Annotated in this window: 21 protein-coding genes; 7 read left to right on the top strand and 14 right to left on the bottom strand. The window is 73.6% G+C overall.

What is annotated here, in order from left to right:
- Positions 1–8: 8 nt before the first annotated feature.
- On the bottom strand, positions 9–932 hold the full coding sequence (murQ, locus tag ACZ4MF_RS09330; RefSeq protein WP_356020257.1) for an N-acetylmuramic acid 6-phosphate etherase: 924 nt from the start codon (positions 930–932) through the stop codon (positions 9–11).
- Positions 933–974: 42 nt separating this feature from the next.
- The gene (locus tag ACZ4MF_RS09325; protein WP_467491296.1) at positions 975–1880 is read right to left on the bottom strand and encodes a MurR/RpiR family transcriptional regulator; all 906 of its coding nucleotides are present in this window, start codon (positions 1878–1880) and stop codon (positions 975–977) included.
- A 56-nt stretch (positions 1881–1936) separates the two neighbouring features.
- Between ACZ4MF_RS09325 and ACZ4MF_RS09320 the strand changes: the two genes are divergently transcribed.
- On the top strand, positions 1937–2347 hold the full coding sequence (locus ACZ4MF_RS09320; protein WP_467491294.1) for a hypothetical protein: 411 nt from the start codon (positions 1937–1939) through the stop codon (positions 2345–2347).
- 22 nt (positions 2348–2369) lie between these two features.
- Positions 2370–2651: a DUF4031 domain-containing protein gene (locus ACZ4MF_RS09315; protein WP_356020251.1), complete on the top strand. Its 282-nt coding sequence runs from the start codon at positions 2370–2372 to the stop codon at positions 2649–2651.
- Here the strand turns inward: ACZ4MF_RS09315 and ACZ4MF_RS09310 are convergent.
- Both ACZ4MF_RS09310 and ACZ4MF_RS09305 read right to left on the bottom strand, forming a co-directional pair.
- Positions 2633–3712: a GNAT family N-acetyltransferase gene (locus ACZ4MF_RS09310; protein WP_467491573.1), complete on the bottom strand. Its 1080-nt coding sequence runs from the start codon at positions 3710–3712 to the stop codon at positions 2633–2635. The two genes, ACZ4MF_RS09315 and ACZ4MF_RS09310, sit on opposite strands and share 19 nt — an antisense overlap.
- A 52-nt stretch (positions 3713–3764) precedes the next feature.
- Positions 3765–4430 carry an HD domain-containing protein gene (locus ACZ4MF_RS09305; RefSeq protein WP_467491292.1) on the bottom strand — a complete coding sequence of 222 codons (666 nt, stop codon included), beginning with the start codon at positions 4428–4430 and terminating at the stop codon, positions 3765–3767.
- 139 nt (positions 4431–4569) lie between these two features.
- On the opposite strand from ACZ4MF_RS09305, the gene ACZ4MF_RS09300 reads away from it, so the two are divergent.
- A complete protein-coding gene (locus ACZ4MF_RS09300) occupies positions 4570–5271 on the top strand; it encodes a copper homeostasis protein CutC (RefSeq protein ID WP_362816806.1) in 702 nt (233 codons plus the stop codon).
- A gap of 111 nt (positions 5272–5382) precedes the next feature.
- Here ACZ4MF_RS09300 and ACZ4MF_RS09295 read toward each other — a convergent pair whose 3' ends face one another.
- The 3 genes from ACZ4MF_RS09295 to ACZ4MF_RS09285 form a co-directional block, all read right to left on the bottom strand.
- Positions 5383–6063, bottom strand: a complete 681-nt coding sequence (locus ACZ4MF_RS09295) for an LppU/SCO3897 family protein (RefSeq protein WP_467491290.1) — start codon at positions 6061–6063, stop codon at positions 5383–5385.
- A gap of 42 nt (positions 6064–6105) precedes the next feature.
- Positions 6106–8196 (bottom strand): HelD family protein, encoded by a 2091-nt coding sequence (locus tag ACZ4MF_RS09290; protein WP_467491288.1) that lies wholly within the window; start codon positions 8194–8196, stop codon positions 6106–6108.
- Between the two features lie 151 nt (positions 8197–8347).
- Positions 8348–8731, bottom strand: coding sequence for a hypothetical protein (locus ACZ4MF_RS09285; RefSeq protein ID WP_467491286.1), 384 nt, complete (start codon positions 8729–8731; stop codon positions 8348–8350).
- Positions 8732–8861: 130 nt separating this feature from the next.
- On the opposite strand from ACZ4MF_RS09285, the gene ACZ4MF_RS09280 reads away from it, so the two are divergent.
- Complete coding sequence (locus tag ACZ4MF_RS09280) at positions 8862–9044, top strand: hypothetical protein (protein ID WP_467491284.1); 183 nt, start codon at positions 8862–8864, stop codon at positions 9042–9044.
- Between the two features lie 30 nt (positions 9045–9074).
- On the opposite strand, the gene ACZ4MF_RS09275 is transcribed toward ACZ4MF_RS09280, so the two are convergent.
- Together ACZ4MF_RS09275 and ACZ4MF_RS09270 are read right to left on the bottom strand one after the other, a co-directional pair.
- On the bottom strand, positions 9075–10718 hold the full coding sequence (locus ACZ4MF_RS09275; RefSeq protein ID WP_467491282.1) for a DNA repair helicase XPB: 1644 nt from the start codon (positions 10716–10718) through the stop codon (positions 9075–9077).
- A gap of 78 nt (positions 10719–10796) precedes the next feature.
- Entirely contained in the window at positions 10797–13361 is a 2565-nt protein-coding gene (locus ACZ4MF_RS09270) for a helicase C-terminal domain-containing protein (RefSeq protein ID WP_467491280.1), read from the bottom strand.
- Between the two features lie 110 nt (positions 13362–13471).
- On the opposite strand from ACZ4MF_RS09270, the gene ACZ4MF_RS09265 reads away from it, so the two are divergent.
- Complete coding sequence (locus ACZ4MF_RS09265) at positions 13472–14530, top strand: hypothetical protein (protein ID WP_467491278.1); 1059 nt, start codon at positions 13472–13474, stop codon at positions 14528–14530.
- Positions 14531–14581: 51 nt separating this feature from the next.
- Positions 14582–15205, top strand: coding sequence for an HAD family hydrolase (locus ACZ4MF_RS09260; protein WP_356020231.1), 624 nt, complete (start codon positions 14582–14584; stop codon positions 15203–15205).
- Here ACZ4MF_RS09260 and ACZ4MF_RS09255 read toward each other — a convergent pair.
- Entirely contained in the window at positions 15175–15432 is a 258-nt protein-coding gene (locus ACZ4MF_RS09255; RefSeq protein ID WP_071372559.1) for a hypothetical protein, read from the bottom strand. The genes ACZ4MF_RS09260 and ACZ4MF_RS09255 overlap by 31 nt on opposite strands.
- Positions 15433–15618: 186 nt before the next feature.
- On the opposite strand from ACZ4MF_RS09255, the gene ACZ4MF_RS09250 reads away from it, so the two are divergent.
- Positions 15619–16002: a cold-shock protein gene (locus tag ACZ4MF_RS09250; protein WP_071372560.1), complete on the top strand. Its 384-nt coding sequence runs from the start codon at positions 15619–15621 to the stop codon at positions 16000–16002.
- Positions 16003–16173: 171 nt separating this feature from the next.
- Here ACZ4MF_RS09250 and ACZ4MF_RS09245 read toward each other — a convergent pair whose 3' ends face one another.
- The 4 genes from ACZ4MF_RS09245 to ACZ4MF_RS09230 form a co-directional block, all read right to left on the bottom strand.
- The gene (locus ACZ4MF_RS09245; RefSeq protein ID WP_467491275.1) at positions 16174–17034 is read right to left on the bottom strand and encodes a 1,4-dihydroxy-6-naphthoate synthase; all 861 of its coding nucleotides are present in this window, start codon (positions 17032–17034) and stop codon (positions 16174–16176) included.
- Positions 17021–17809 carry a futalosine hydrolase gene (locus tag ACZ4MF_RS09240; protein ID WP_467491273.1) on the bottom strand — a complete coding sequence of 263 codons (789 nt, stop codon included), beginning with the start codon at positions 17807–17809 and terminating at the stop codon, positions 17021–17023. Before ACZ4MF_RS09240 ends, ACZ4MF_RS09245 begins: the two co-directional genes overlap by 14 nt.
- On the bottom strand, positions 17779–18258 hold the full coding sequence (locus ACZ4MF_RS09235) for a DUF2771 domain-containing protein (protein ID WP_467491271.1): 480 nt from the start codon (positions 18256–18258) through the stop codon (positions 17779–17781). The genes ACZ4MF_RS09240 and ACZ4MF_RS09235 overlap by 31 nt, the downstream gene beginning before the upstream one ends.
- Positions 18259–18320: 62 nt before the next feature.
- Positions 18321–19724 carry an MFS transporter gene (locus tag ACZ4MF_RS09230; RefSeq protein WP_467491269.1) on the bottom strand — a complete coding sequence of 468 codons (1404 nt, stop codon included), beginning with the start codon at positions 19722–19724 and terminating at the stop codon, positions 18321–18323.
- Positions 19725–19793: the final 69 nt, after the last annotated feature.

The raw sequence follows: 19793 nt of genomic DNA, 5'->3' as shown, positions 1-19793 counted from the left end.
CGTGCGGGTCAGCGGGGCGCGTGCGCCAGCGCGGCACGCAGATGGCCGCCGGACTCCTCCAGAAGGCGGGCGGCCGTGGGGCCGTCGACGCCGGCGAGGAGGGCGAGGATCGCGTTCTTCACCTCGCCGCCGGACTCGGCGAGCGCCCGCTCGATCTCGTCGTCCCCCGCGCCGGTGGCGAGGGAGACGATGCGGCGGGAGCGGGCCCGGAGCTTGTCGTTGGAGGCCCGGACGTCGACCATCAGGTTCCCGTACGTCTTGCCGAGCCGGATCATCGTGATCGTCGACAGCATGTTCAGGACGAGTTTCTGGGCCGTGCCGGCCTTCAGGCGGGTCGAGCCGGTGATCAGTTCCGGGCCGACGACGACCTCGATGCCGTGCTCGGCGGCGGCCGCGAGCGCGCTGTGCTCGTTGCAGGCCAGGCCGATGGTCAGGGCTCCCTGCGCGCGGGCGTGCGCGACGGCGCCGATCGCGTAGGGGGTGCGGCCGGAGGCGGAGATGCCGACAACGGTGTCATCGGGCGTGAGTTTCAGCGCGTCCAGGTCCTGGCGGGCCAGCTCCGTGGAGTCCTCGGCGCCCTCCACCGAGGTGACCATGGCCGTGGGGCCGCCCGCGATCAGGCCGACGACCTGGGCGGGGTCGGTGTTGAAGGTGGGCGGGCACTCGGAGGCGTCCAGGACGCCGAGCCGTCCGGCCGTACCGGCGCCCGCGTAGATCAGCCGGCCGCCGCGCGCCATCCGTGCGGCGACGGCGTCGATGGCGGCGGAGATCTCCGGGAGGCGTCGGGCGACGGCCGTGGGCACGGCGGCGTCCTCGCCGTTCATCAGGCGGGCGAGGTCGGGGGTGGGCAGGCGGTCGATGTCGGCGAGTTCGGGGCGGAAGGCCTCGGTGGTCAGGGAGGCCAGCTGGCTGCGCAGGTCATGGGAGGTCATGAGGGGAGCGGCTCTCTCAGGTTCGGGTTCGCGTGCGGTTACTCACCTGGGGTTGGTGCGATGCCGGTGAGCCAGCGCCTCGTACGACGCGGCCAGCGCGGGCGCCGCCGTCTCGTACGTCCGCTGGGCCACACCCACGAACAGGCAGTCCACCACGAGCAGTTGACTCGTCCGCGAGGACATCGCGGCGGGGCGCAGCTCGCTCTCCCGTGAGGTGGACGTGGTCAGTACGTGGTCGGCGTACTGGGTGACCGGCGAGTCGGGCCGGCCGGTGATCGCGACGGTCGCCGCCCCGTGTTCGAACGCGACCCGCAGCGGCTCGATGACGTCCCCCGTCGAGCCGGAGTGGGTGATCGCGATCGCCACGTCGCCCGGGCGGAGCTGCACCGCGTTGGTCACGGCGAGATGCGGATCGCTGTGGGCGTGGGCTATGAGGCCGATGCGCAGGAGCTTCTGGGTGAGGTCCTGGGCGACGAGGCCGGAGGCGCCGATGCCGTACACGTCCGTGCGGCGGGCGCCCGCCAGTGCGGTGACGGCGGCGCCGAGCTGGGCGGTGTCGAGCCCGGCGGCGGTGTCGGCGAGGGTCTGCTGCTCCTCGTAGGCCAGCTTGGTGACGACGTCGGCGATGGGGTCGTCCACCGCGATGTCGGTCGTGATGGCCGGTGCCCGGCCCGACTGCTGCTGCGCGGCCAGCCCGGCGAGGGCGAGCCGCAGGTCCCGGTATCCCGGGTAGCCGAGCAGGCGGGCGGTGCGGACGACCGTGGCCTCGCTGGTGCCGGTCAGTTCGGCGAGGCCGGTGACCGTGAGGGCGGCGCAGCCGGCCGGGTCGTTCGCGACGGCCTCGGCGACGCGGTGCATGGACCGGGTCATGGAAGGGGCGAGGGTGCGCACCTTCGCGGCGAGGGATCCGCCCGGACTGCCGAAAATTTCCTTCACGTCCTGGGTCACGTGTGAAAGATATTTTCGGTTCGGTGTGGTGGTCAAGAGTGCGCACAATGGGTTTCGTGGACCCCGTCGATCCCGCCCACCCGGCCCGTCCCGTCACCCCGCTCGAACAGGCCCTGCACGCCGCCCGCGCGCGGGTGCTGGCCGATCTGGTCGCGGGCGAGGTCGCGCACGCGGACGTGGTCTCGCTGGTCGAGGACTCCGTGGCGGAGCGGCGCTGGTGGGTCGAGCAGTGGCCGGACGGGGTGGCCTTCGTCGCGGGGCTGGTCGCGCAGGACGTACAGGACGCGCTGCTGGAGCGGTACGGCCGCTGGCCGCTGTGCCCGGTGTGCGGCTCGGGCGATCCGCACGCCCTCGACGTGGAGCCGGAGCTGGGCCCCGATCCGCACTGGGTCTGCCACAAGGCGGGCGTGAAGGTCGCGGCGGTCGGCTCCCTGGGCTCGGCCGCCGGCCCGGCGGCCTCGTCGTGAGGCGTGAGGCGCCGGTGACCCTGTGACCCTCTACATCGACCCGCCCGTCTGGCCCGGGCACGGACGCCTGTGGTCGCATCTGGTCAGCGATGTGTCGTACGACGAACTGCACGCGTTCGCCGCGAAGCTGGACATCCCCCACCGTGCCTTCGACGGCGACCACTACGACGTCCCGGAGCGCCGGTACGCGGACGTGGTGGCGGCGGGAGCGGTGGAGGTCAGCAGCCGCACGGTGGTGCGGCTGCTGCACGCCTCGGGGCTGCGACGGCGTAAGCGCAGGGGGGATCAGGCGCGGCGGAGGTAGAGCCCGAGCCCCTCCTCCATGCCGTGCTCGGTCCGGGCGGTCTGCTCCTCCTCCGGCGTGGCCCGGGTGAAGCCGGCCCGGGAGACCACCCGCTGCGAGGGGATGTTGGTGTGCTCGATGGTCGCGACGACCATCGAGACGTCGTCCCGGGCCAGCGCCCGCTCGGTCAGGGTGCGCAGCGCCTCGGTGGCGTAGCCGTGTCCCCGGGCGCCCTCGGCGAGGTCGTAGCCGACCTCGACCCAGCCCTCCTCGTTCGGCGCGCCGTGGAAGCCCATGCCGCCGATGGCGCGGCCGTCCTCGTGCCGGACGAGGGCGAAGACCCCGAACTCCGGCCGGTGTGTGCCCGCTTCGTACGCCTTCACCAGGAAGCCGGACGCGTCCCGGGTGCCCTCGTAGGGGCCGCCCTCGATCCAGTCGAAGCCGCCGTCGCCGCCGAGGCGCAGGTCGCGGGCGGCGGCCGGGCGGATGCCGACCAGGTCGAACCGCTCGGCCGGGACGACCAGGTTGTTGTGCCAGCGCCAGTCGGTGACCGGGGCGCGGCCGGGCAGCTCGCCCCGGCCGGTGGCCCACAGCAGGGTCGGCCAGGGCGCGGGACCGGGCTGGACCTGCGGGAAGATGCAGGTCAGGACCGATTCGGCCAGGTCCTCGTCCGGTGCGTAGGGGAGCCCGAGGCCCTCGGTGATGTCGTGGGTGTGCAGCAGCACCTCGGCGATGCCCATCGCCGCGAAGCCCTCGCGGTCGGCGCTGCGGAACGGATAGGGGTGGAAGGCGCGCACGCCGGGCGGGGCGGTGTCGACGGTGGCGGCGAGCAGTGCCCCGGTGGTCTCGATCACGTGCAGCAGGCCGGTGTTGTCGGTGCCCTCTTCGAGGGTGATCTCGAAGGGGACGTACGCGTCCCGGGTGCGTCCGGCGAGGTTGCCCGCGTAGCCCAGGCAGTCCTCGGCGATGTGGAACGCGGTGGCGTGGCAACTCCACTCCACCCGGCCCGCCTTGACGGCCGTCCAGTCCCGGTCCGCCGCCTGCCGCAGCGCCGCCGTGCAGCTCGCTACGGCTCGCTTCACATCATCCCCGCTGATCGTTCGCATGGGGCGCACTGTAGGCGGGAGCGTCGGCTCAGGTCGACAGCAATTCCAGCTCGGATCCGAGGTTGTAGCGGGCGGTGGCCTCCCAGTGCTCGCGGCCGTACGGGGTGTGGAACAGCCGTGGCAGTGCGAGGAGTTGGCGCAGGATCGCGCAGCGGCCCTCCCGGAAGGCGTCGTTCGGCACGAAGTGGTACTCCTCGCGCACCTCGGCGGCGTAGACGGCGTACGCCGACGGGGGCGCGGCCAGGATCGCGAGGTCCGCGTCGCACAGCACCTGGCCGTCGCGGTCGTCGTCGGCCGGGTCGTGCGTGACGGTGAGCCGGACCAGCCGGGCCACCTCGGCGGTCTTCTCCGGTGCCACCCCCGCCTCCGGGAGCGCGCGCTCGGCGAGCCGCGCCGAGCGCTCCTCGTTCTCGGAGCGCTCGGGCAGGTAGACGGCGTCGTGGAACCAGGCGGCCAGCCGTACGAGGTCCGGGTCGGCGGCGTGGTCCGCGAGGACGTCGACGTGGTCGAGCACCGCCGTCAGGTGGGCCACCGTGTGGTACCGGCGCTGCGGCTCCTGCCAGCGGGCGAGCAGGTTGTCGGCGTACGGCGCGGGGTCGGGGCCGCCGGGGCCGCTGTCGGGGCCGCCGCCGGGGGCGCGGGCGGCTTCCAGGGCGCGGGCGAAGCGGAGGCGCAGGGTGTCGAGGTCGGCCATGGGCCCATTGTGGCGTGCGGGTGGCTCATCGCCGGTGCGGTCGGCCACGGGGCGGGGCAGGGCGTACCCTTTGGATTGGACTAGACCTCTAGAGCCGTACTTGGATACCTGGACCTGTAGCCGCGATGAATGGGGTGCCATGAGCAAGCGTGCAGTCCTGGAGGTGATCGCGCTCGACGTGGCGGACGCGGTCGCCGCCCAGGCGGGAGGCGCGGATCGCCTGGAGCTGGTCACCGAGATGGCGGCCGACGGGCTCACCCCCGCGCCCGCCACCGTCGCCGGTATCCGCGCCGCCGTCGACATCGACCTGCGCGTGATGCTGCGGCTGTCGGACGGGTTCGCGGCGGGAACCGCCGAGGACGTCGCCGCTCTGGTCCGGGCGGCGGGCGAGATGCGGGCGGCGGGCGCCGACCAGTTCGTGCTCGGCTTCCTCGACGCGGACGGCGCGGTGGACCTGGCCGCGGTGGAGCGGGTGGTCGCCGCCCTGGACGGCTGCGCCTGGACCTTCCACCGGGCGATCGACCGCGCCGCCGACCGCGACGCCCTGCGCAAACAGCTCGCCGACCTGCCCGGCCTGGACACCTACCTCACGGCGGGCGCCGCCGGCGGCGTGGACGAGGGGCTGGCGACGCTGGTCGCGGAGGCGGGACGCCGTGGCGAGCCCGGGTACGACCAGACGGTCCTGGTCGGCGGCGGGCTGCGCCTGGAGCATGTCCGCCCGCTGCGGAACGCGGGGATCGACGCGTTCCACATCGGCGGCGCGGCTCGCTCCGCGGGTTGGGCCGGGCCCGTTTCCGAGGAGGCTGTGCGGGAATGGCGGACGGCGGTGGACGGGGAGTAGCGCCGCGCCGGGTCTGGCCGTAGGCCCGGTGCGGCGCCGTCGTGGCCGGTCGCGCCCACGCGGCGGAGCCGCATATCGATGCAGCCCCGCGCCCCTACGGGGCGCTCACCGTCACGCGGTGGCGAGCGCGACCAGGACGAACAGGAACACGAGCACGAAGCCGCTCAGCGGGAGCAGGCCGAACATTCCCGCCGGGCGGCGCAGGACCGGGCTGCCCGGGTCCAGGCCGGGGCCCATGGGGGCCACCGGGGCGGGGAGCTTGCGGATCTTGGACAGGGCGAAGAGGTTGATCAGCAGCGTGATGGGCGTGATGATCACCGACATCGGGCCCCACCAGCCCTGCACCATCGTGTCCGACTGCATCTTGCGGAACACGGCGAGCGCGCAGGTCTGGCAGAAGGTGCCCTTCCGCCACAGGTTCCGCATCACGATCAGGAAGCCCTGGTGGCCGCGGATCGTCACCCGCGTGGCCGGCCCGGCCCCGCACACGTCGCAGCCGGGTCCGGCGGGCGCCTGCTGGTAGGGAGCCTGCTGGCCGTAGCCGCCGGGTGCCTGCTGGTACGGCGCCTGGGGCTGGCCGTAGCCGCCGGGCGCCTGCTGGGGCTGGTACGGCGCGGGGGCCGCCTGCTGGTACGGCCCGGGGGCAGGCTGCTGGTACGCCCCGGGCGCCTGCGCGTAGGGCCCGGGAGCCTGCTGGTACGGACCCGGCTGCTGCGGATACGCACCCGGCTGCTGCTGGTACGGCCCCGGCGCCTGCGGGTAACCGGGATGCGGGGACGGCGGTGTGCTCAACGGAGGCCTTTCCATGGGGACGTGGCGGAACGGAGCAGCACCCTACTCATCGTTCTTCTCAGCGAGTTGCGCAGGCACCGGTGCAGCGTGCGTCACGATCAGCCCGGACACCGCTCGCGTGAGCGCCACGTACAGCCGCCGCAGGCCCGTCCGTTCGTCCGGCTCGCCGTCCACCACGGCCTGGGGCTCGTCCAGGGCGACGTAGTCGTACTCCAGGCCCTTGGCGAGGGAGGCCGGGACCAGGGTGAGGCGGGTCTCGCGGGTGGTCTCCTCGCCGGGGGCGAGATACGTGATCCCCGCCGCCGCCAGGGCCTCGGCCAGGGCCGGGATCCGGGCGTCGGCGGCGATCAGGCCCGTCGAACCCTCGTTGCCCAGCAACTCCTCGCACGCGGCGACGACTTCGGCGGTGTCCGTGATCGCGCGGACCTCGAAGAAACCGGGGTTCTCACGGACCGAGGCGACCGGGGTGAGGCCGGGCGCGATGTGCGGCAGGAGCCGTGAGGCGTACGCGATGACGTCCGTCGGCACACGGAAACCGGCCGTCAGCTCCTCGATCACGCCCTCGCGCTTGCCGAGGTGGGCCAGCGCCTCGTCCCAACTCCGGGTCGCCCACGGGGTGGTGCCCTGGGCCAGGTCGCCGAGGACGGTCGCGCTGCCGGTGGTGCAGCGGCGGCCCACCGAGCGGTACTGCATCGGGGACAGGTCCTGCGCCTCGTCCAGCACGACATGGCCGAGCGAGTGGGTGCGCTGGATCAGGTCGGCCGTCTCGTCGATCAGCACCGCGTCGGCCGGAGACCACCTGGCCGACTTCACGCTGCGCACCGGCCTGTCCCACAGGATCGTCTTCTGCTCGTCCTCGTCGAGGATCCCCTCGGCGTGCTCGGCGAGGAAGTCCGCGTCCGTCAGCAGGCGCAGCACCAGCTTCGCCGGGTCGACCACCGGCCAGAGAGCCTTCACCGCCGCCTTGACCGCGCTGTTGCGGGCCACCGCGTCCTGCACCCGGTCGTCCGGCGCCTCACCGGCCCGCTCCATCTGCACCAGCACCGCGTGCGCGATCCGCTGCGGCAGCGCCTCGCGGGCGGCGCCGTACCGGATGTCGCGCTCCAGCAACTCCCGTACGACGTCTTCCAGTTCGTACGCCGGTACGCGCCAGCGACGGGAGCCGCGCACCACCACGACCGGTTCCGTCGGCATGCTCACGTGCGCGTACAGCGCCCGGCGCAGCACCTCGGCCATCCGGGCGTCGCCCTTGATCACGGCCGCCGCCGCCTCGTCCGCGCCGCGCACCTCCACGTGCGCCACCAGGTCGTCCACGGTGGCCTGCTGCACCGCCAGCTCGCCCAGCGCGGGCAGCACCTGCTCGATGTAGTGCAGGAAGGACTTGTTCGGCCCGATGACGAGGGTGCCGGTGCGGGCCAGCCGCTCCCGGTGGGCGTAGAGGAGGTAGGCGACCCGGTGCAGGCCGACGGCGGTCTTTCCGGTGCCGGGCCCGCCCTGGACGCAGACGGTGCCGCCCAGCCCGGAGCGGACGATCTCGTCCTGCTCGGGCTGGATGGTGGCCACGATGTCCCGCATGGGGCCGACGCGCGGTCGCTCGATCTCCTGCTGGAGGAGCTTGCTGGTCTGCGCGCTCTCCTCCGGGTCGGACAGGTGCTCGTCCTCGTACGCCGTGAGCTCGCCGCCGGTGTAGCCGAAGCGGCGGCGCAGCCCGACGTCCATCGGGTCCTTCTTGGAGGCGCGGTAGAACGGCTGCGAGACCGGGGCGCGCCAGTCGATGACCATGGGGTCACCGTCGTGGTCGTGCACATGCCGCCGCCCGATGTAGAACTGCTCGCCCTCCGCGCCCTCCGCCCGGTCCGCGCCCGGCGCGTGGAGGTAGTTCAGCCGGCCGAAGAACAGCGGGGTGTCGCTCAGGTCGGCCAGCGCCTTGATCCGGTCGTCGATCTGGCGGGCCAGCACCTGGGCGTTGACCCAGTTCGCGGCGACGTCCTTGATGTCCAGCGCCTCCACGTCCTCGCGCATGGCGCGCAGCGCGGCACGGGAGGACGCCAGATGGGCGCGCTCCCGGGCGAGCGGGTCGTCGGCCGGGGCGGCGGACGGGGCGTCGAGCGGCTCTTGGGCGGGCGTGGACAAGGGGGTGCCTCCGGTAGACCTGCTGGGTGGCTACGACGATGCCGCACGGTTACCGACCGGGCGGCGGCACTCCGCTGAGGGGAGGCGGGCAAGAGAGGGGATTTTAGTCGGGGCGGGGAGACGAGCGCCAATGAATTTCCCGGCCGCTGTGTCAGCCCCCGGTGCCGTGCGCCTTCACCGCGTCGAACAGGGGCCGGCCGTCCACCTCCGCCTCCACCGGCCCCGCCGCCGGGAACAGCCCACGCGCCAGGGCCTCGTCCAGCAACGCCCGCACGCTGCCGGGCTCGTGCAGATTCAGGTACTCCCGGTCCGGCAGACGTATCGCGGCGCCCTCGTCGAAGCAGCCGTCGGCGATGTTCCGGTCGGACGCCGGCCGGAACACCAGGCGCAGCCGGGCCCGGCTGCCGAGCCGCCACAGCGACACCGTGCTCGCGCACCCGGCATGGCCGCGCACCCGATCGTGCCGGTGCCAGAAGCACCAGCCGTACACCGTGCCGTCCACCACCATGCGACGGACCCTGCGCCTGCTCCCCATGACGGCACCCTAGGGGACCCGTCCCCCCTGACGTAGGGGGCGAGGTCCACCCGGAGGTCTAGTCCGAGCCGTCCACAACTGGCCCTGGAGACCGATGCGGGTCAGGTGTCCGCGGAGCCACCATGGAGACATGAGCGCAGCAAGCATCTCTCCGGCCCCCGCCCGGCCCCCGTCGGGTGCCACGGCGACGGACGGCCCCCACCACCACCCGCTCGGCAACGCCCTGCGCGCCCTCAAGGTGTTCGCGCAGGCAGCCTTCAACGTGATCATCCTCGGCGAGTACGGTGAGGAAGCGGGCATACGCCGTCGGTGACGGCCCCGAACCCACCGGCGCGCCGTCGCCTCAGCTCTCCGTGAGGATCTCGTCCGCGTCCATGATGCGGTAGGCGTAGCCCTGTTCCGCCAGGAAGCGCTGGCGGTGGGCGGCGAAGTCCTGGTCGATCGTGTCGCGGGCGACCACCGAGTAGAAGTGGGCCTGGTGGCCGTCGGCCTTCGGGCGCAGCACGCGGCCGAGCCGCTGTGCCTCCTCCTGCCGCGAACCGAACGTGCCCGACACCTGGATGGCGACCGTCGCCTCCGGCAGGTCGATGGAGAAGTTCGCGACCTTCGAGACGACCAGCACACTGATCTCGCCCTCGCGGAAGGCGTCGAAGAGCTTCTCACGCTGGGCGTTGGAGGTCTCGCCCTTGATGACCGGGGCGTTCAAGTGCTCGCCCAGCTCGTCGAGTTGGTCGATGTACTGCCCGATGACGAGGATCTGCTGCCCGGCGAACCGCCGCACGATCGCCTCGGTGACCTTCCGCTTGGTGTCCGTCGTCGCACAGAAGCGGTACTTCTCCTCCGTCTCGGCGGTGGCGTACGCGAGCCGCTCGGAGTCGGTCAGGTTGACCCGCACCTCGACGCAGTCGGCGGGCGCGATGTACCCCTGCGCCTCGATCTCCTTCCAGGGCGCGTCGAACCGCTTGGGGCCGATCAGCGAGAAGACGTCCGACTCGCGGCCGTCCTCGCGCACCAGCGTCGCCGTCAGGCCGAGACGGCGCCGGGCCTGAAGGTCCGCCGTGAACTTGAAGACGGGAGCCGGCAGCAGATGCACCTCGTCGTAGACGATCAGGCCCCAGTCCCGGGAGTCGAAGAGCTCCAGGTGCGGATAGACGCCCTTCCGCCGCGTCGTCAGCACCTGGTACGTGGCGATGGTGACCGGCCGGATCTCCTTGCGCGTCCCGCTGTACTCGCCGATCTCGTCCTCGGTCAGCGAGGTCCGCTTCACCAACTCGTGCTTCCACTGCCGGGCCGAGACGGTGTTCGTGACGAGGATCAGGGTCGTCGACTTCGCCTGGGCCATCGCCCCGGCCCCGACCAGCGTCTTTCCGGCACCGCACGGCAGGACGACCACACCGCTGCCGCCGTGCCAGAAGTTCTCCACGGCCTGCTTCTGGTACGGCCGCAGCGCCCAGCCGTCCTCCAGCAGCTCGATCGGGTGCGCCTCGCCGTCGACGTACCCGGCGAGGTCCTCGGCCGGCCAGCCCAGCTTGAGCAGCACCTGCTTGATCTGCCCGCGCTCGGACGGGTGCACGGCGACGGTGTCCGGGTCGATCCGGGCGCCCACCAGCGGGACGATCCGCTTGGACCGCAGCACCTCTTCCAGCACGGGCCGGTCGGTGCTGGTGAGGACGAGTCCGTGCGTGGGGTGCTTGGACAGGGTCAGCCGGCCGTAGCGGTCCATGGTCTCGGCGATGTCGACCAGCAGCGCGTGCGGCACCGGGTACCGGCTGTACTGCACGAGCGCGTCCACGACCTGCTCGGCGTCGTGCCCGGCCGCCCGCGCGTTCCACAGCCCGAGCGGCGTGACCCGGTAGGTGTGGATGTGCTCCGGCGCCCGCTCCAGCTCGGCGAACGGCGCGATGGCCCGTCGGCAGTCGTCGGCCCGCTCGTGGTCGACTTCCAGGAGCAGGGTCTTGTCGGACTGGACGATCAGCGGTCCGTTCACGCGCGGCACACCCTTTCCACTCAGGCCGAGTCCATGTCGGCCAAACGTCCAGTGTGCCGCATCCCCCGCAGAACCGGGTCAGTCCTCCGCCAGCTCCGCCACTCCCGTGATCCGGTGCAGCGGGTACGTCCGTACCTCGTCCGCCGTGTGGTCGTAGGCCGTGACGAAGCCGCCCTCGACGCGGACCGGGGCGATGACCCGCTGGCTGGCCGAGCCCTCGGCGTTGACGTAGCCGATCCAGAGGGATTCGCCGGTCAGGACGGCGGCCTGCATGGTGGCCAGGGTCTCGGCGGAGGAGGTGCGCGGCAGTTCGCCGCCCGCCAGCGGGGCCCTGCTCCCGGTGCCGGTCTCGGAAGCGGCGGGCTTGCGTGGCGCGGTGGCCGCCAGGTCGCCCGCCCGGATGGCGCGGATCGCCGCCGCGAGGAGCGTGGCGTCGGGCGGCGGCGGGCCGTCCGGGACCGGCTCGGGTGCCGTGCGCGGCGGGGTGCGGTGGGCGTGCGCGCGGGCGATCAGGACGTCGCCCTCGGCGGACTCGGCGGCCGGTGCGAAGCCCATCGCGCGCAGGCCCTCCAGCAGGGCCGCCGGGTCGGACTGGGCGGCGAGCACGGTCGGGGCCAGCCGGCGCAGCCGCAGACCGGCGGCGCGCTTGTCGGCCAGGATCTCGTTCAGCAGGGCGTCGTCGTCGCAGCGGACGTACGCCGAGGCCGCGCCGACCCGCAGATGGCCGTGTTTGCGGGCCACGTCGTCGATCAGATAGGCGAGCGGCTGCGGGACCGGCGTGCGGGAGTGCTCGGTGAGGAAGGCGTGCAGGTCGGAGGCGGTGCGGCCGGCGTCCAGGGCGCGGCGCACGGAGGCGGGCGTGAAGCGGTAGACCGTCGCCCCGCCCTTGGACTCGACGTCCGCGAGCACGTCCAGCGTGTCGGCGAGCGGCCGCCGGAGCGGGCCCGGCGCCACCGCCGTCAGGTCGGCCTGGAGCAGGACGTGGTCCAGGGGCTCGGGCAGCAGCGGGGCGAGGACGCGGGCGGCGGCCGCCGTCGCCGCCGCCTGCTCGGCGGGCGAGAGCGGCGCCGGTGCGGCGCCGGGCGGGTGGTGGTGGACCGGCAGCTTGGCGCCCGGGCCCGCCGGAACCTCGGCGACCGGAGTCGGCGCCGGCGCCGGTGCGCCGAGCAGCGCGCGCCCCTGTGCCGACAGCGCGCCCCGTCCCGTGATCCCCAGCAGTTCCGCCTCCGACAGGGTCCAGCGGGCCAGCCGGGAGCGCAGGTCCTCCTCGCGGCCCTCCTGCCGGGGCCCGCGCAGGGGCCGTTCCCAGCGCAGCCGGTTCAGCACCGACCCGGTGTCCGGCGCCGTGCCGGTCGGCAGCCCGGCCAGCAGGGTCAGCACCCGGTGCCGTACCTCGGCGGCGGCCGAGCGGTCCAGGCCCGGGCCGAGCGCGGAGAGCGTACGGTCCTTCGCGTCCCGCCCGCCGACCAGCCCCGGCGTGCGGGTGCCCGCGAGCCAGGCCTCCGCGAGGGCGGACCAGCGCTCGGCGGCGGGCCGCTCCAGCCACTCGTCGTAGCCGGGCGTGGCCGCGTACCGCTCGTCGGCCTCGCCGTCGGCGGCGATCAGACCGGCCGCGTACGCCAGCTCCACCCAGAACGCGGCGACCGGCTCGGAGACGTCCAGGGCGACGGCCGTCCGCTTCAGATCGCGCACGCTCAGACCGCCGGCCCGCAGCACGCCCGGCCCGCCCTCGTCCCAGTCCTTCAGCAGCTCCTCGACGGTGGCGAGCGCGGTGTACGCCTGCCCGGCCGCCGTCGCGTCCACCACCTGCGGGCTGTGGGCGGCGGCCGGTTCGACGGCGGGCGGCAGCGGCTCCGGCGTGCGGTGGGCCCGGCCCTCGCGCAGGTGCAGGGCCACCTCACGCGGGAGTACGACCGTGCCGGGGGTGGTCGGCAGCAGCAGGCCCCGGTCCAGCAGCCAGCGCAGATGGGCGGCCGGATCGGCGGTGACCTGCCCGTACGGCGGCCCCCACACCAGCCGGTGCAGCACGTCGAGGGCGGCCTCCGGGGCCCCGGCGAGCAGCCTGGCCATCTTCTTGCGGTGGCCGAACAGGGCGGTGAGCCCGGCCACGGCGGACACCGCGTCGTGGGTCGACGGCAGCCCGGCCGTCGTCACGATCTCCTGTATCCGGCCCGGCGACATGCCCGACGTCGCCTCCTGCACGGACGGGCCGAGCCCGGTCGGGGAGGGGTGCTGCGGGGCGGGGGCGAGGAGTTCACGGGCGGTCCGCACGAGCCGCAGCCGCTTCTCGTCGCCCCACACCAGGGCCTGCTCGCGCAGGGTGGCGACGGCCCTCGGCAGCGCGGCGGTCACGCTCTCGTCGGCCGCGTCGCCCGCCATCAGCCCGAGCAGCGTGGTGTACGACGCCGGGTCCGGGGCCACGGCCAGCGCCTCCGCCGTCTGGAGCGCGAACCGGTCCAGCCGCTCCAGCGCGCGCAGCACCGAGGCGCGGGTGCCGGCCCGGGTGGCGAGCTGGGTGAGGTCGGTCGGCACGGGCGTGATGAGGTCGGGTCGGCTGCGCAGGAGCGCGGACAGCGAGGCGTCGTCCCTGGCGCGCAACGCTTCCGCGAGGGAACGGGGAGCTGGTCGGGCCGCTTGGCTCATCTGACCCACGGTAGCGGGTGCGTCCGTTCCCGCCGAGTGAACCGGGGGAGGGCGGCCAGGCGGTACCGTCCTCAGCGGGGTTTCCACACCGTCGCCCCGGAGGGGTTCCGTTGGGGATCGAGAGTGACAAGGTCGTCTACGAGTACCTGAGCCGTGTCGGAGACATCGCTCAGCAACGGCAGTTGCCGTCGTCCACGCGCATGCGGCTGGTCTCGGAGCTGCGCAACGAGATCGACCGGCACCGGGCCAGGGTGACGGTGGACTCGCCCGCCGCCGTCCGCCGCATCCTGGACCGGCTCGGCAGCCCCGACGACGTGGTCGAGGCGGCGGGCGGAACGTCCGGCGCCGGCGGTATGCCGCAGCCGCCCGCCGCCGTACCCGTACAGCCCGCGCCGCGCGAGCGGAAGCGGCCGCCGAAGCCGGCGGCCGGGGACGGCGCCGGTGGTGCCGCCGAGGGCGCGGGACGGCCGAAGGGCCTGCGCCGGGTCGTACCCCGCCCCCGCCCCGCCGACCCCGGGCCCGAGGGCCCGTCCGTCCCGCGCGAGGCGCCGTCGTCCCCGGCGCGCCCCGGCCCGGCGTACGACTTCGGGGACGACCTCCCCCAGCCCGAGTGGTGGCGGACCGGCGACACCCCCTTCAGCGGCGCCGGGACCGACTCCGTGCCGGGGTTCGTGGGCGGTGTGGAGATCCCGGAGATGCTCCGGCGGCCGCAGAAGGAGACGGCCGCCGCGGAGTCGAAGAAGGAGCAGGAGGCCGAGGAGCAGGCGCCGGAGGCCGCCGAGGAGGACGCGTCCGCCGGGCGCCGCCGCCTGCTGCCCCTGGGCCCCGCCGCCGGCTGGACCAACCCCCTGCTGCTGCTGGCCGCCGCCGCGCTGGTCGCCGGCGCGGTGCTCGGCAACTGGTTCGCGCTGCTGCTCGGCTGGGTGATCGCCTACGGTTCGCGCAGGCTGACCGCCGCGGAGACGAAGACGGCCGTGATGATCCTGCCGGGCGCGGCGGTGGCGGCGGGCCTGGCGTGGCTGTGGGGGCGGCAGGACGGCCGCTGGGGTCAGCCGATCGCGCAGGGGCACATGGGGGACGCGGTCGCGGGGACGTGGCCGTGGGTGGTCCGGGGCGCGGCGGTGGCGTCGGCGTTGTTCCTGGTGTGGCGGTCGCAGCGGCGCGGCTGAGTTCCCCTTGTCCCTTCGGGGCGCTCGTACGCACCCGGCACAATGGGCGGCATGACTCTCACCGTCGGCTTCGACCTCGACATGACGCTCATCGACTCGCGCCCCGGCATCCGCGCCTGCTACCTGGCGCTGGCGGAGCGGACCGGGACGTACATCGACGCCGACCTGGCGGTGACGCGGCTCGGGCCGCCGCTCGCGGAGGAGCTGGTCAACTGGTTCCCCGAGGAGCGGATCCCGGCGATGGCGGACCTGTACCGGTCGATGTACCCGACGATCGCCATCGCCGCGACCCCCGCCATGGCAGGTGCGAGGGAAGCGATGGAGACCGTTCGGGCGGCCGGCGGGCGGACCATGGTCGTCACGGCGAAGTACGAGCCGAACGCCAAGCTGCACCTCGCGCACCTCGGCATCGAGCCCGACGTGGTCGTGGGCGACCTGTGGGCCGAGCGGAAGGCGGAGGCGCTGCGCGAGTACGGCGCGCATGTGTACGTCGGTGATCATGTCGGGGACGTGCGCGGGGCGCGCACGGCGGACGCGCTGTCCCTCGCCGTGGCCACCGGGCCCTGCTCGGCGGAGGAACTGCGCGCCGCGGGCGCGGACGTCGTCCTGGACGACCTGTCCGCGTTCCCGGAGTGGTTCGACGGCTACCGCTCGGCGGCCGCGGCCCGCGCCTGACGCCGGCCGACCGCCACCGACCGCACCAGGCCGGCGCCGGCGAGCAGGAATCCGACGCCCATGAGCATGCTCAGCAGGTACATGTAGGTCGGGAAGGGCGTCGCGCCGAGGAACAGCGGGGTCACCGTGACGAGGGTGGCCAGCGCGCCGATGAAGAACACGACGGCACCGGCCCGGATCAGTCGGTCGCCGGGCCCGGCGGAATTCGTTTGGGTTTTGTCACGCACCGGACCAGGGTAGTTCCCAGCCACGGTGAACAACCGGGGGACGTCTTGTCACCCGCCTGAAGAGCATTAGCCTTGGTAGCACTTGGTATCGCTAGGTAGCAGCGGGTCACGGGCGACCCGCTCGCGTGCTATCGAGAGCCGTTTCCGAAGTAGTTTTCCCGACGAGATACGAGGACGAGGACAGACGTGCCTACCGGCAAGGTCAAGTGGTTCAACAGCGAGAAGGGCTTCGGCTTTCTCTCCCGCGACGACGGCGGTGACGTCTTCGTCCATTCCTCGGTTCTCCCCGACGGAGTCGACGTACTCAAGCCGGGACAGCGCGTGGAGTTCGGCGTCGTCGCCGGTCAGCGCGGTGACCAGGCGCTCTCGGTGACGGTTCTCGACCCGACCCCGTCGGTCGCGGCGGCCCAGCGCAAGAAGCCGGACGAACTGGCCTCGATCGTGCAGGACCTGACGACCCTTCTGGAGAACATCACGCCGATGCTGGAGAAGGGCCGTTACCCGGACAAGGTCTCCGGCAAGAAGATCGCCGGCCTGCTCCGCGCGGTCGCCGACCAGCTGGACGTGTGAGACCTCGGGGAAACCTCGGGGAAAAGCGAGCGCATCCGGGCCGAGGGGCGGAACAAGCCCCTCGGCCGCCGCGCGTGTGAGCAGGCCGCGGATCGCGGCGGCGCTTTTGTCCGTCGCCGCTGCGCGGGCCGCGGACGGCTGTGCCGGACTCCGTCGCGGCTGTGCTGCGCGTCAGGGGAACGAGAGCGCCTCGGGCGGGAGTGCGGGCAGCAGCCCCTCGGCCGCCGCGCGTGTGAGCAGGCCGCGGATCGCGGCGTAGCCGTCCTCGCCGAGGGCGGCGGTGAACTCGTTGACGTAGAGGCCGATGTGCTGGTCGGCGACGGCCGGGTCCATCTCCTGGGCGTGGGCCATGACGTACGGCCGGGAGGCCTCGGGGTCGTCCCAGGCGGCCCGCACGGAGGTGCGCACGGACTCGGCGAGCCGCGTCAGCGTGTCCGCGCCCAGCGAGCGCTTGGCGATGATCGCGCCCAGCGGGATGGGCAGCCCGGTGGTGTGCTCCCAGTGCTCGCCCATGTCGGCGAGCTTGTGCAGCCCGTAGTTCTGGTAGGTGAAGCGGGCCTCGTGGATGACCAGCCCGGCGTCCACCTTGCCGTCCCGCACGGCCGGCATGATCTCGTGGAACGGCATGACCACGATCTCGCCGACCCCTCCCGGGAGGGTGTCGGCTGCCCAGAGGCGGAAGAGCAGGTACGCCGTCGACCTCTCGCTCGGGACCGCGACGGTGCGGCCCGTCAGGTCCGCGTCCGCCTCGCGCGTGAGCACGAGCGGCCCGCAGCCCCGGCCCAGCGCGCCGCCGCACGGCAGCAGGGCGTACTCGCCGAGGACGTAGGGCAGGACGGCGTACGACACCTTCAGCACGTCGAACTCGCCGCGCTCGGCCATGCCGTTGGTGATGTCGATGTCGGCGAACGTCACGTCCAGCGCGGGGGCGCCGGGGACGCGGCCGTGGGCGAGGGCGTCGAAGACGAAGGTGTCGTTCGGGCAGGGGGAGTACGCGATCTTCAGCGTCTGCTGGCGCTCACTGGTCGTCATGTCGGTTCCAACTCTCCAATGCGGGGGCGAGCTTCCCGAACGCCTCGGTGAGGGCGGCGAGGGCGTCGCCGATGCGCCACGCGGCGCGGTCGCGCGGGCCGACCGGGTTGGAGACCGCGCGGATCTCCAGGACGGCCGTCCCGTGCGCGTCGGCCGCCTCCGCCACCCCGAAGCCCTCCATGCCCTCGGCGAGCGCGCGGGGGTGCCGGGTGCGCAGTTCGGCCGTGCGGGCGGCGGAGCCGGTGACGGTGGAGACGGTGAGGATCGTGCCGGCGGGGGCGCCGGTGGCCTGGCAGGCAACCCGTACGAGTGATCTCGGCGGGTCGTGGTGGATGGTGCCGAAGCCGAGTTCGGTGACCGGGAGGAAGCCGTCGGCGGTCTGGGCGCCCAGGTCGGCGACGGTGATCCGGTCGGCGACGACGAGCGAGCCGACGGGGGCGCCGGGCGGGAAGCCGCCGCCGATCCCGGCCGAGACGACCAGGTCGTAGGGGGTGCCGGCGAGCCGGGCCGCGGTGAGCGCGGCGGCGACGGAGGCGGCGGCGCGCGCCGGTCCGACCCCGGCGGCGAGCAGGTCCCAGACTCCGGCCGTACGCGCCGAATGCGCCGTACGCGTCAGCTCCGCGCCGGGCAGGCCGACGTGTTCGACGGGGGAGTCCGGCGGGCGGAACGCCCGTGCCACCGCGTCCCGTTCGGCGGGGACGGCGGTGGCGACGAGGATGCGCGCGGCAGGCGTGGAAGACGTGGTCAGGAGGCCTTCTTCAGCTTGAAGGCCCACAGGCCCTTGCCCGGGCTGGTGGCGCCCATCTGGATGGAGACCGTGTTGGTGTCGCCCTGGGTGCCGTACTGGGCGTTGAAGAACGCGCTGCCCGGGATCGTGCGGTACGTCTTCTTGCTGGAGTCGGTGAACTGGCGGCCGTTCACCAGGATGACCCAGCCCGCGTCGGCGATCTTCGGGTCGACGCCGAAGCGGACGGTGTCGTCCGTGTCGACCGTGATCGACTTGACGTCGTTGATCTTCTTGGCGCACTTCGCGAGCGACTTGTTGTCCAGCGTGTCGCCGTCGTTGTAGCAGAGTGCCTCGGAGTTGACCGAGCTTCGTCCGACGGTGATCGTCGCGACGGGCGTCGGCTTCTCGCAGGCCGTCAGCAGAAGCAGTCCGGCGGAAACGGCGCCGGCGGCGGCGACGGCGCGGCGGCGTCGCACAGCGGATTGCAGCGTGGTCATGGCCGAAGGCTATCGGGCGCCCGGAGCCGTCCGGCCACGTGGGGTACGGCGTGCCCGGTTCGTTACGCCACGCGGGCCCTGGGACGGCCCCCGTGGCGGGCGGAGGCGAGCAGTCCGCGCAGCGTGGTGAGCCAGCCGACGGCGACGAACGCGGCGCCGATCAGCAGGCCGACGGTGCCGTCGAGCGGCAGCACGATGCCGACCGCGCCGCCGAACACCCAGGCCATCTGGAGCAGGGTCTCGGAGCGGGCGAAGGCCGAGGTGCGCACCTGCTCGGGCACGTCCCGCTGGATCAGCGCGTCCAGGGCCAGCTTGGCGAGGGCCTGGGCGAACCCGGCGACCGCGGCGAGGCAGGCCACGAGGAACGCGCCGAAGAACACGGCGGCCACGACCGCGGTGCCGAGCACCACGGCGACGACGGTCACGATGATGATCTCCGGGGCGCGCGATCTCAGCCAGTTCCCGACCGCCGTCCCGAGGGCGTTGCCCACGCCGGCGGCGACGCCGACGATGCCCAGCGAGACCGCCGCGCTCTCCCCGGTCAGCGGGTGCTCGCGGAGCAGGAACGCGAGGAAGAAGATCAGAAAGCCGGACAGACAGCGCAGGGCCGCGTTGGCGCCGAGCGCGTGCGTGACGGCGGGGCCCACGGTCCGCAGCCCCGGCCGCTTCGCCCGCTGGTTCCTGAGCGGCCCCCGCAGATGCTCCTCGTCGGCCGCGAGCAGCGCCCGGTCCTCGCCCTTGGCCGAGTCCACCTTGGGCGGCAGGGTGAACGACAGGAACGTTCCCGCGACGAAGATCACGAAGGCGCCGTAGAGCGGCCAGGGATCCCCGATCCTGTGCAGCCCGGCCGCGACCGGCGCTGCTGCGCCGGTGGCCAGCAGGCCGGCGAGGGTGACCCGGGAGTTGGCCTTCACGAGCGAGAAGCGGGGCGGCAGCAGCCGCGGTACGACGGCGCTGCGGACCACGCCGTACGCCTTGGACGCGACCAGCACGCCCAGCGCGGCCGGGTACAGCTCCAGGCCGCCGCTCGCCACCGCGCCCGAGATGATCAGCGCGAGCAGGGCGCGGGCCAGCATGGCCGCGGCCATCGCGGCGCGCCGCCCGTGCGGCAGCCGGTCCAGGAGCGGGCCGATGACCGGGGCGAGAACGGTGAAGGGCGCCATGGTGATGGCGAGGTACAGCGCGACACGCCCGCGCGCCTCGTCGGTGGGCACGGAGAAGAACACGGTGGAGGCGAGCGCCACGGTGACCATCACGTCGCCCGCGCCGTTCACGGCGTGCAGCTCGATCAGCTTGCCCAGCCCGGACTCGCCCGCGCCCTGGGCGTGCGTGGCCCGGCGGATGCCGCGGGCGGCACCGGTGACGGGGAAGTGCAGGGCACGCCCGACGGAGCGGGCGGCCCCGCCGACGCGGGCCGCACCGCCGCCACGACCACTCGCCTTGTCCGCGGCTGCCACGACGTTCATAGTGCCCCGAGAAGCGGGCCGATAGTGCGAGGTCGGGCGAGTCGGGTGTGTGGACGGGGGCCGGGTGTG

It is taken from the genome of Streptomyces sp. NPDC025793, from assembly GCF_055558375.1.
The sequence above is the reverse complement of the archived record's forward strand: the minus strand, read 5'-3'. Positions and strand labels throughout refer to the sequence as shown.

Excerpts from the sequence above, each read along its gene's own strand:
- murQ (WP_356020257.1), bottom strand. The coding sequence starts at position 932 with ATGACCTCCCATGACCTGCGCAGCCAGCTGGCCTCCCTGACCACCGAG.
- ACZ4MF_RS09305 (WP_467491292.1), bottom strand. The coding sequence starts at position 4,430 with ATGGCCGACCTCGACACCCTGCGCCTCCGCTTCGCCCGCGCCCTGGAA.
- ACZ4MF_RS09300 (WP_362816806.1), top strand. The coding sequence starts at position 4,570 with ATGAGCAAGCGTGCAGTCCTGGAGGTGATCGCGCTCGACGTGGCGGAC.
- ACZ4MF_RS09285 (WP_467491286.1), bottom strand. The coding sequence starts at position 8,731 with ATGGGGAGCAGGCGCAGGGTCCGTCGCATGGTGGTGGACGGCACGGTG.
- ACZ4MF_RS09280 (WP_467491284.1), top strand. The coding sequence starts at position 8,862 with ATGAGCGCAGCAAGCATCTCTCCGGCCCCCGCCCGGCCCCCGTCGGGT.
- ACZ4MF_RS09270 (WP_467491280.1), bottom strand. The coding sequence starts at position 13,361 with ATGAGCCAAGCGGCCCGACCAGCTCCCCGTTCCCTCGCGGAAGCGTTG.
- ACZ4MF_RS09260 (WP_356020231.1), top strand. The coding sequence starts at position 14,582 with ATGACTCTCACCGTCGGCTTCGACCTCGACATGACGCTCATCGACTCG.
- ACZ4MF_RS09245 (WP_467491275.1), bottom strand. The coding sequence starts at position 17,034 with ATGACGACCAGTGAGCGCCAGCAGACGCTGAAGATCGCGTACTCCCCC.
- ACZ4MF_RS09235 (WP_467491271.1), bottom strand. The coding sequence starts at position 18,258 with ATGACCACGCTGCAATCCGCTGTGCGACGCCGCCGCGCCGTCGCCGCC.
- ACZ4MF_RS09230 (WP_467491269.1), bottom strand. The coding sequence starts at position 19,724 with ATGAACGTCGTGGCAGCCGCGGACAAGGCGAGTGGTCGTGGCGGCGGT.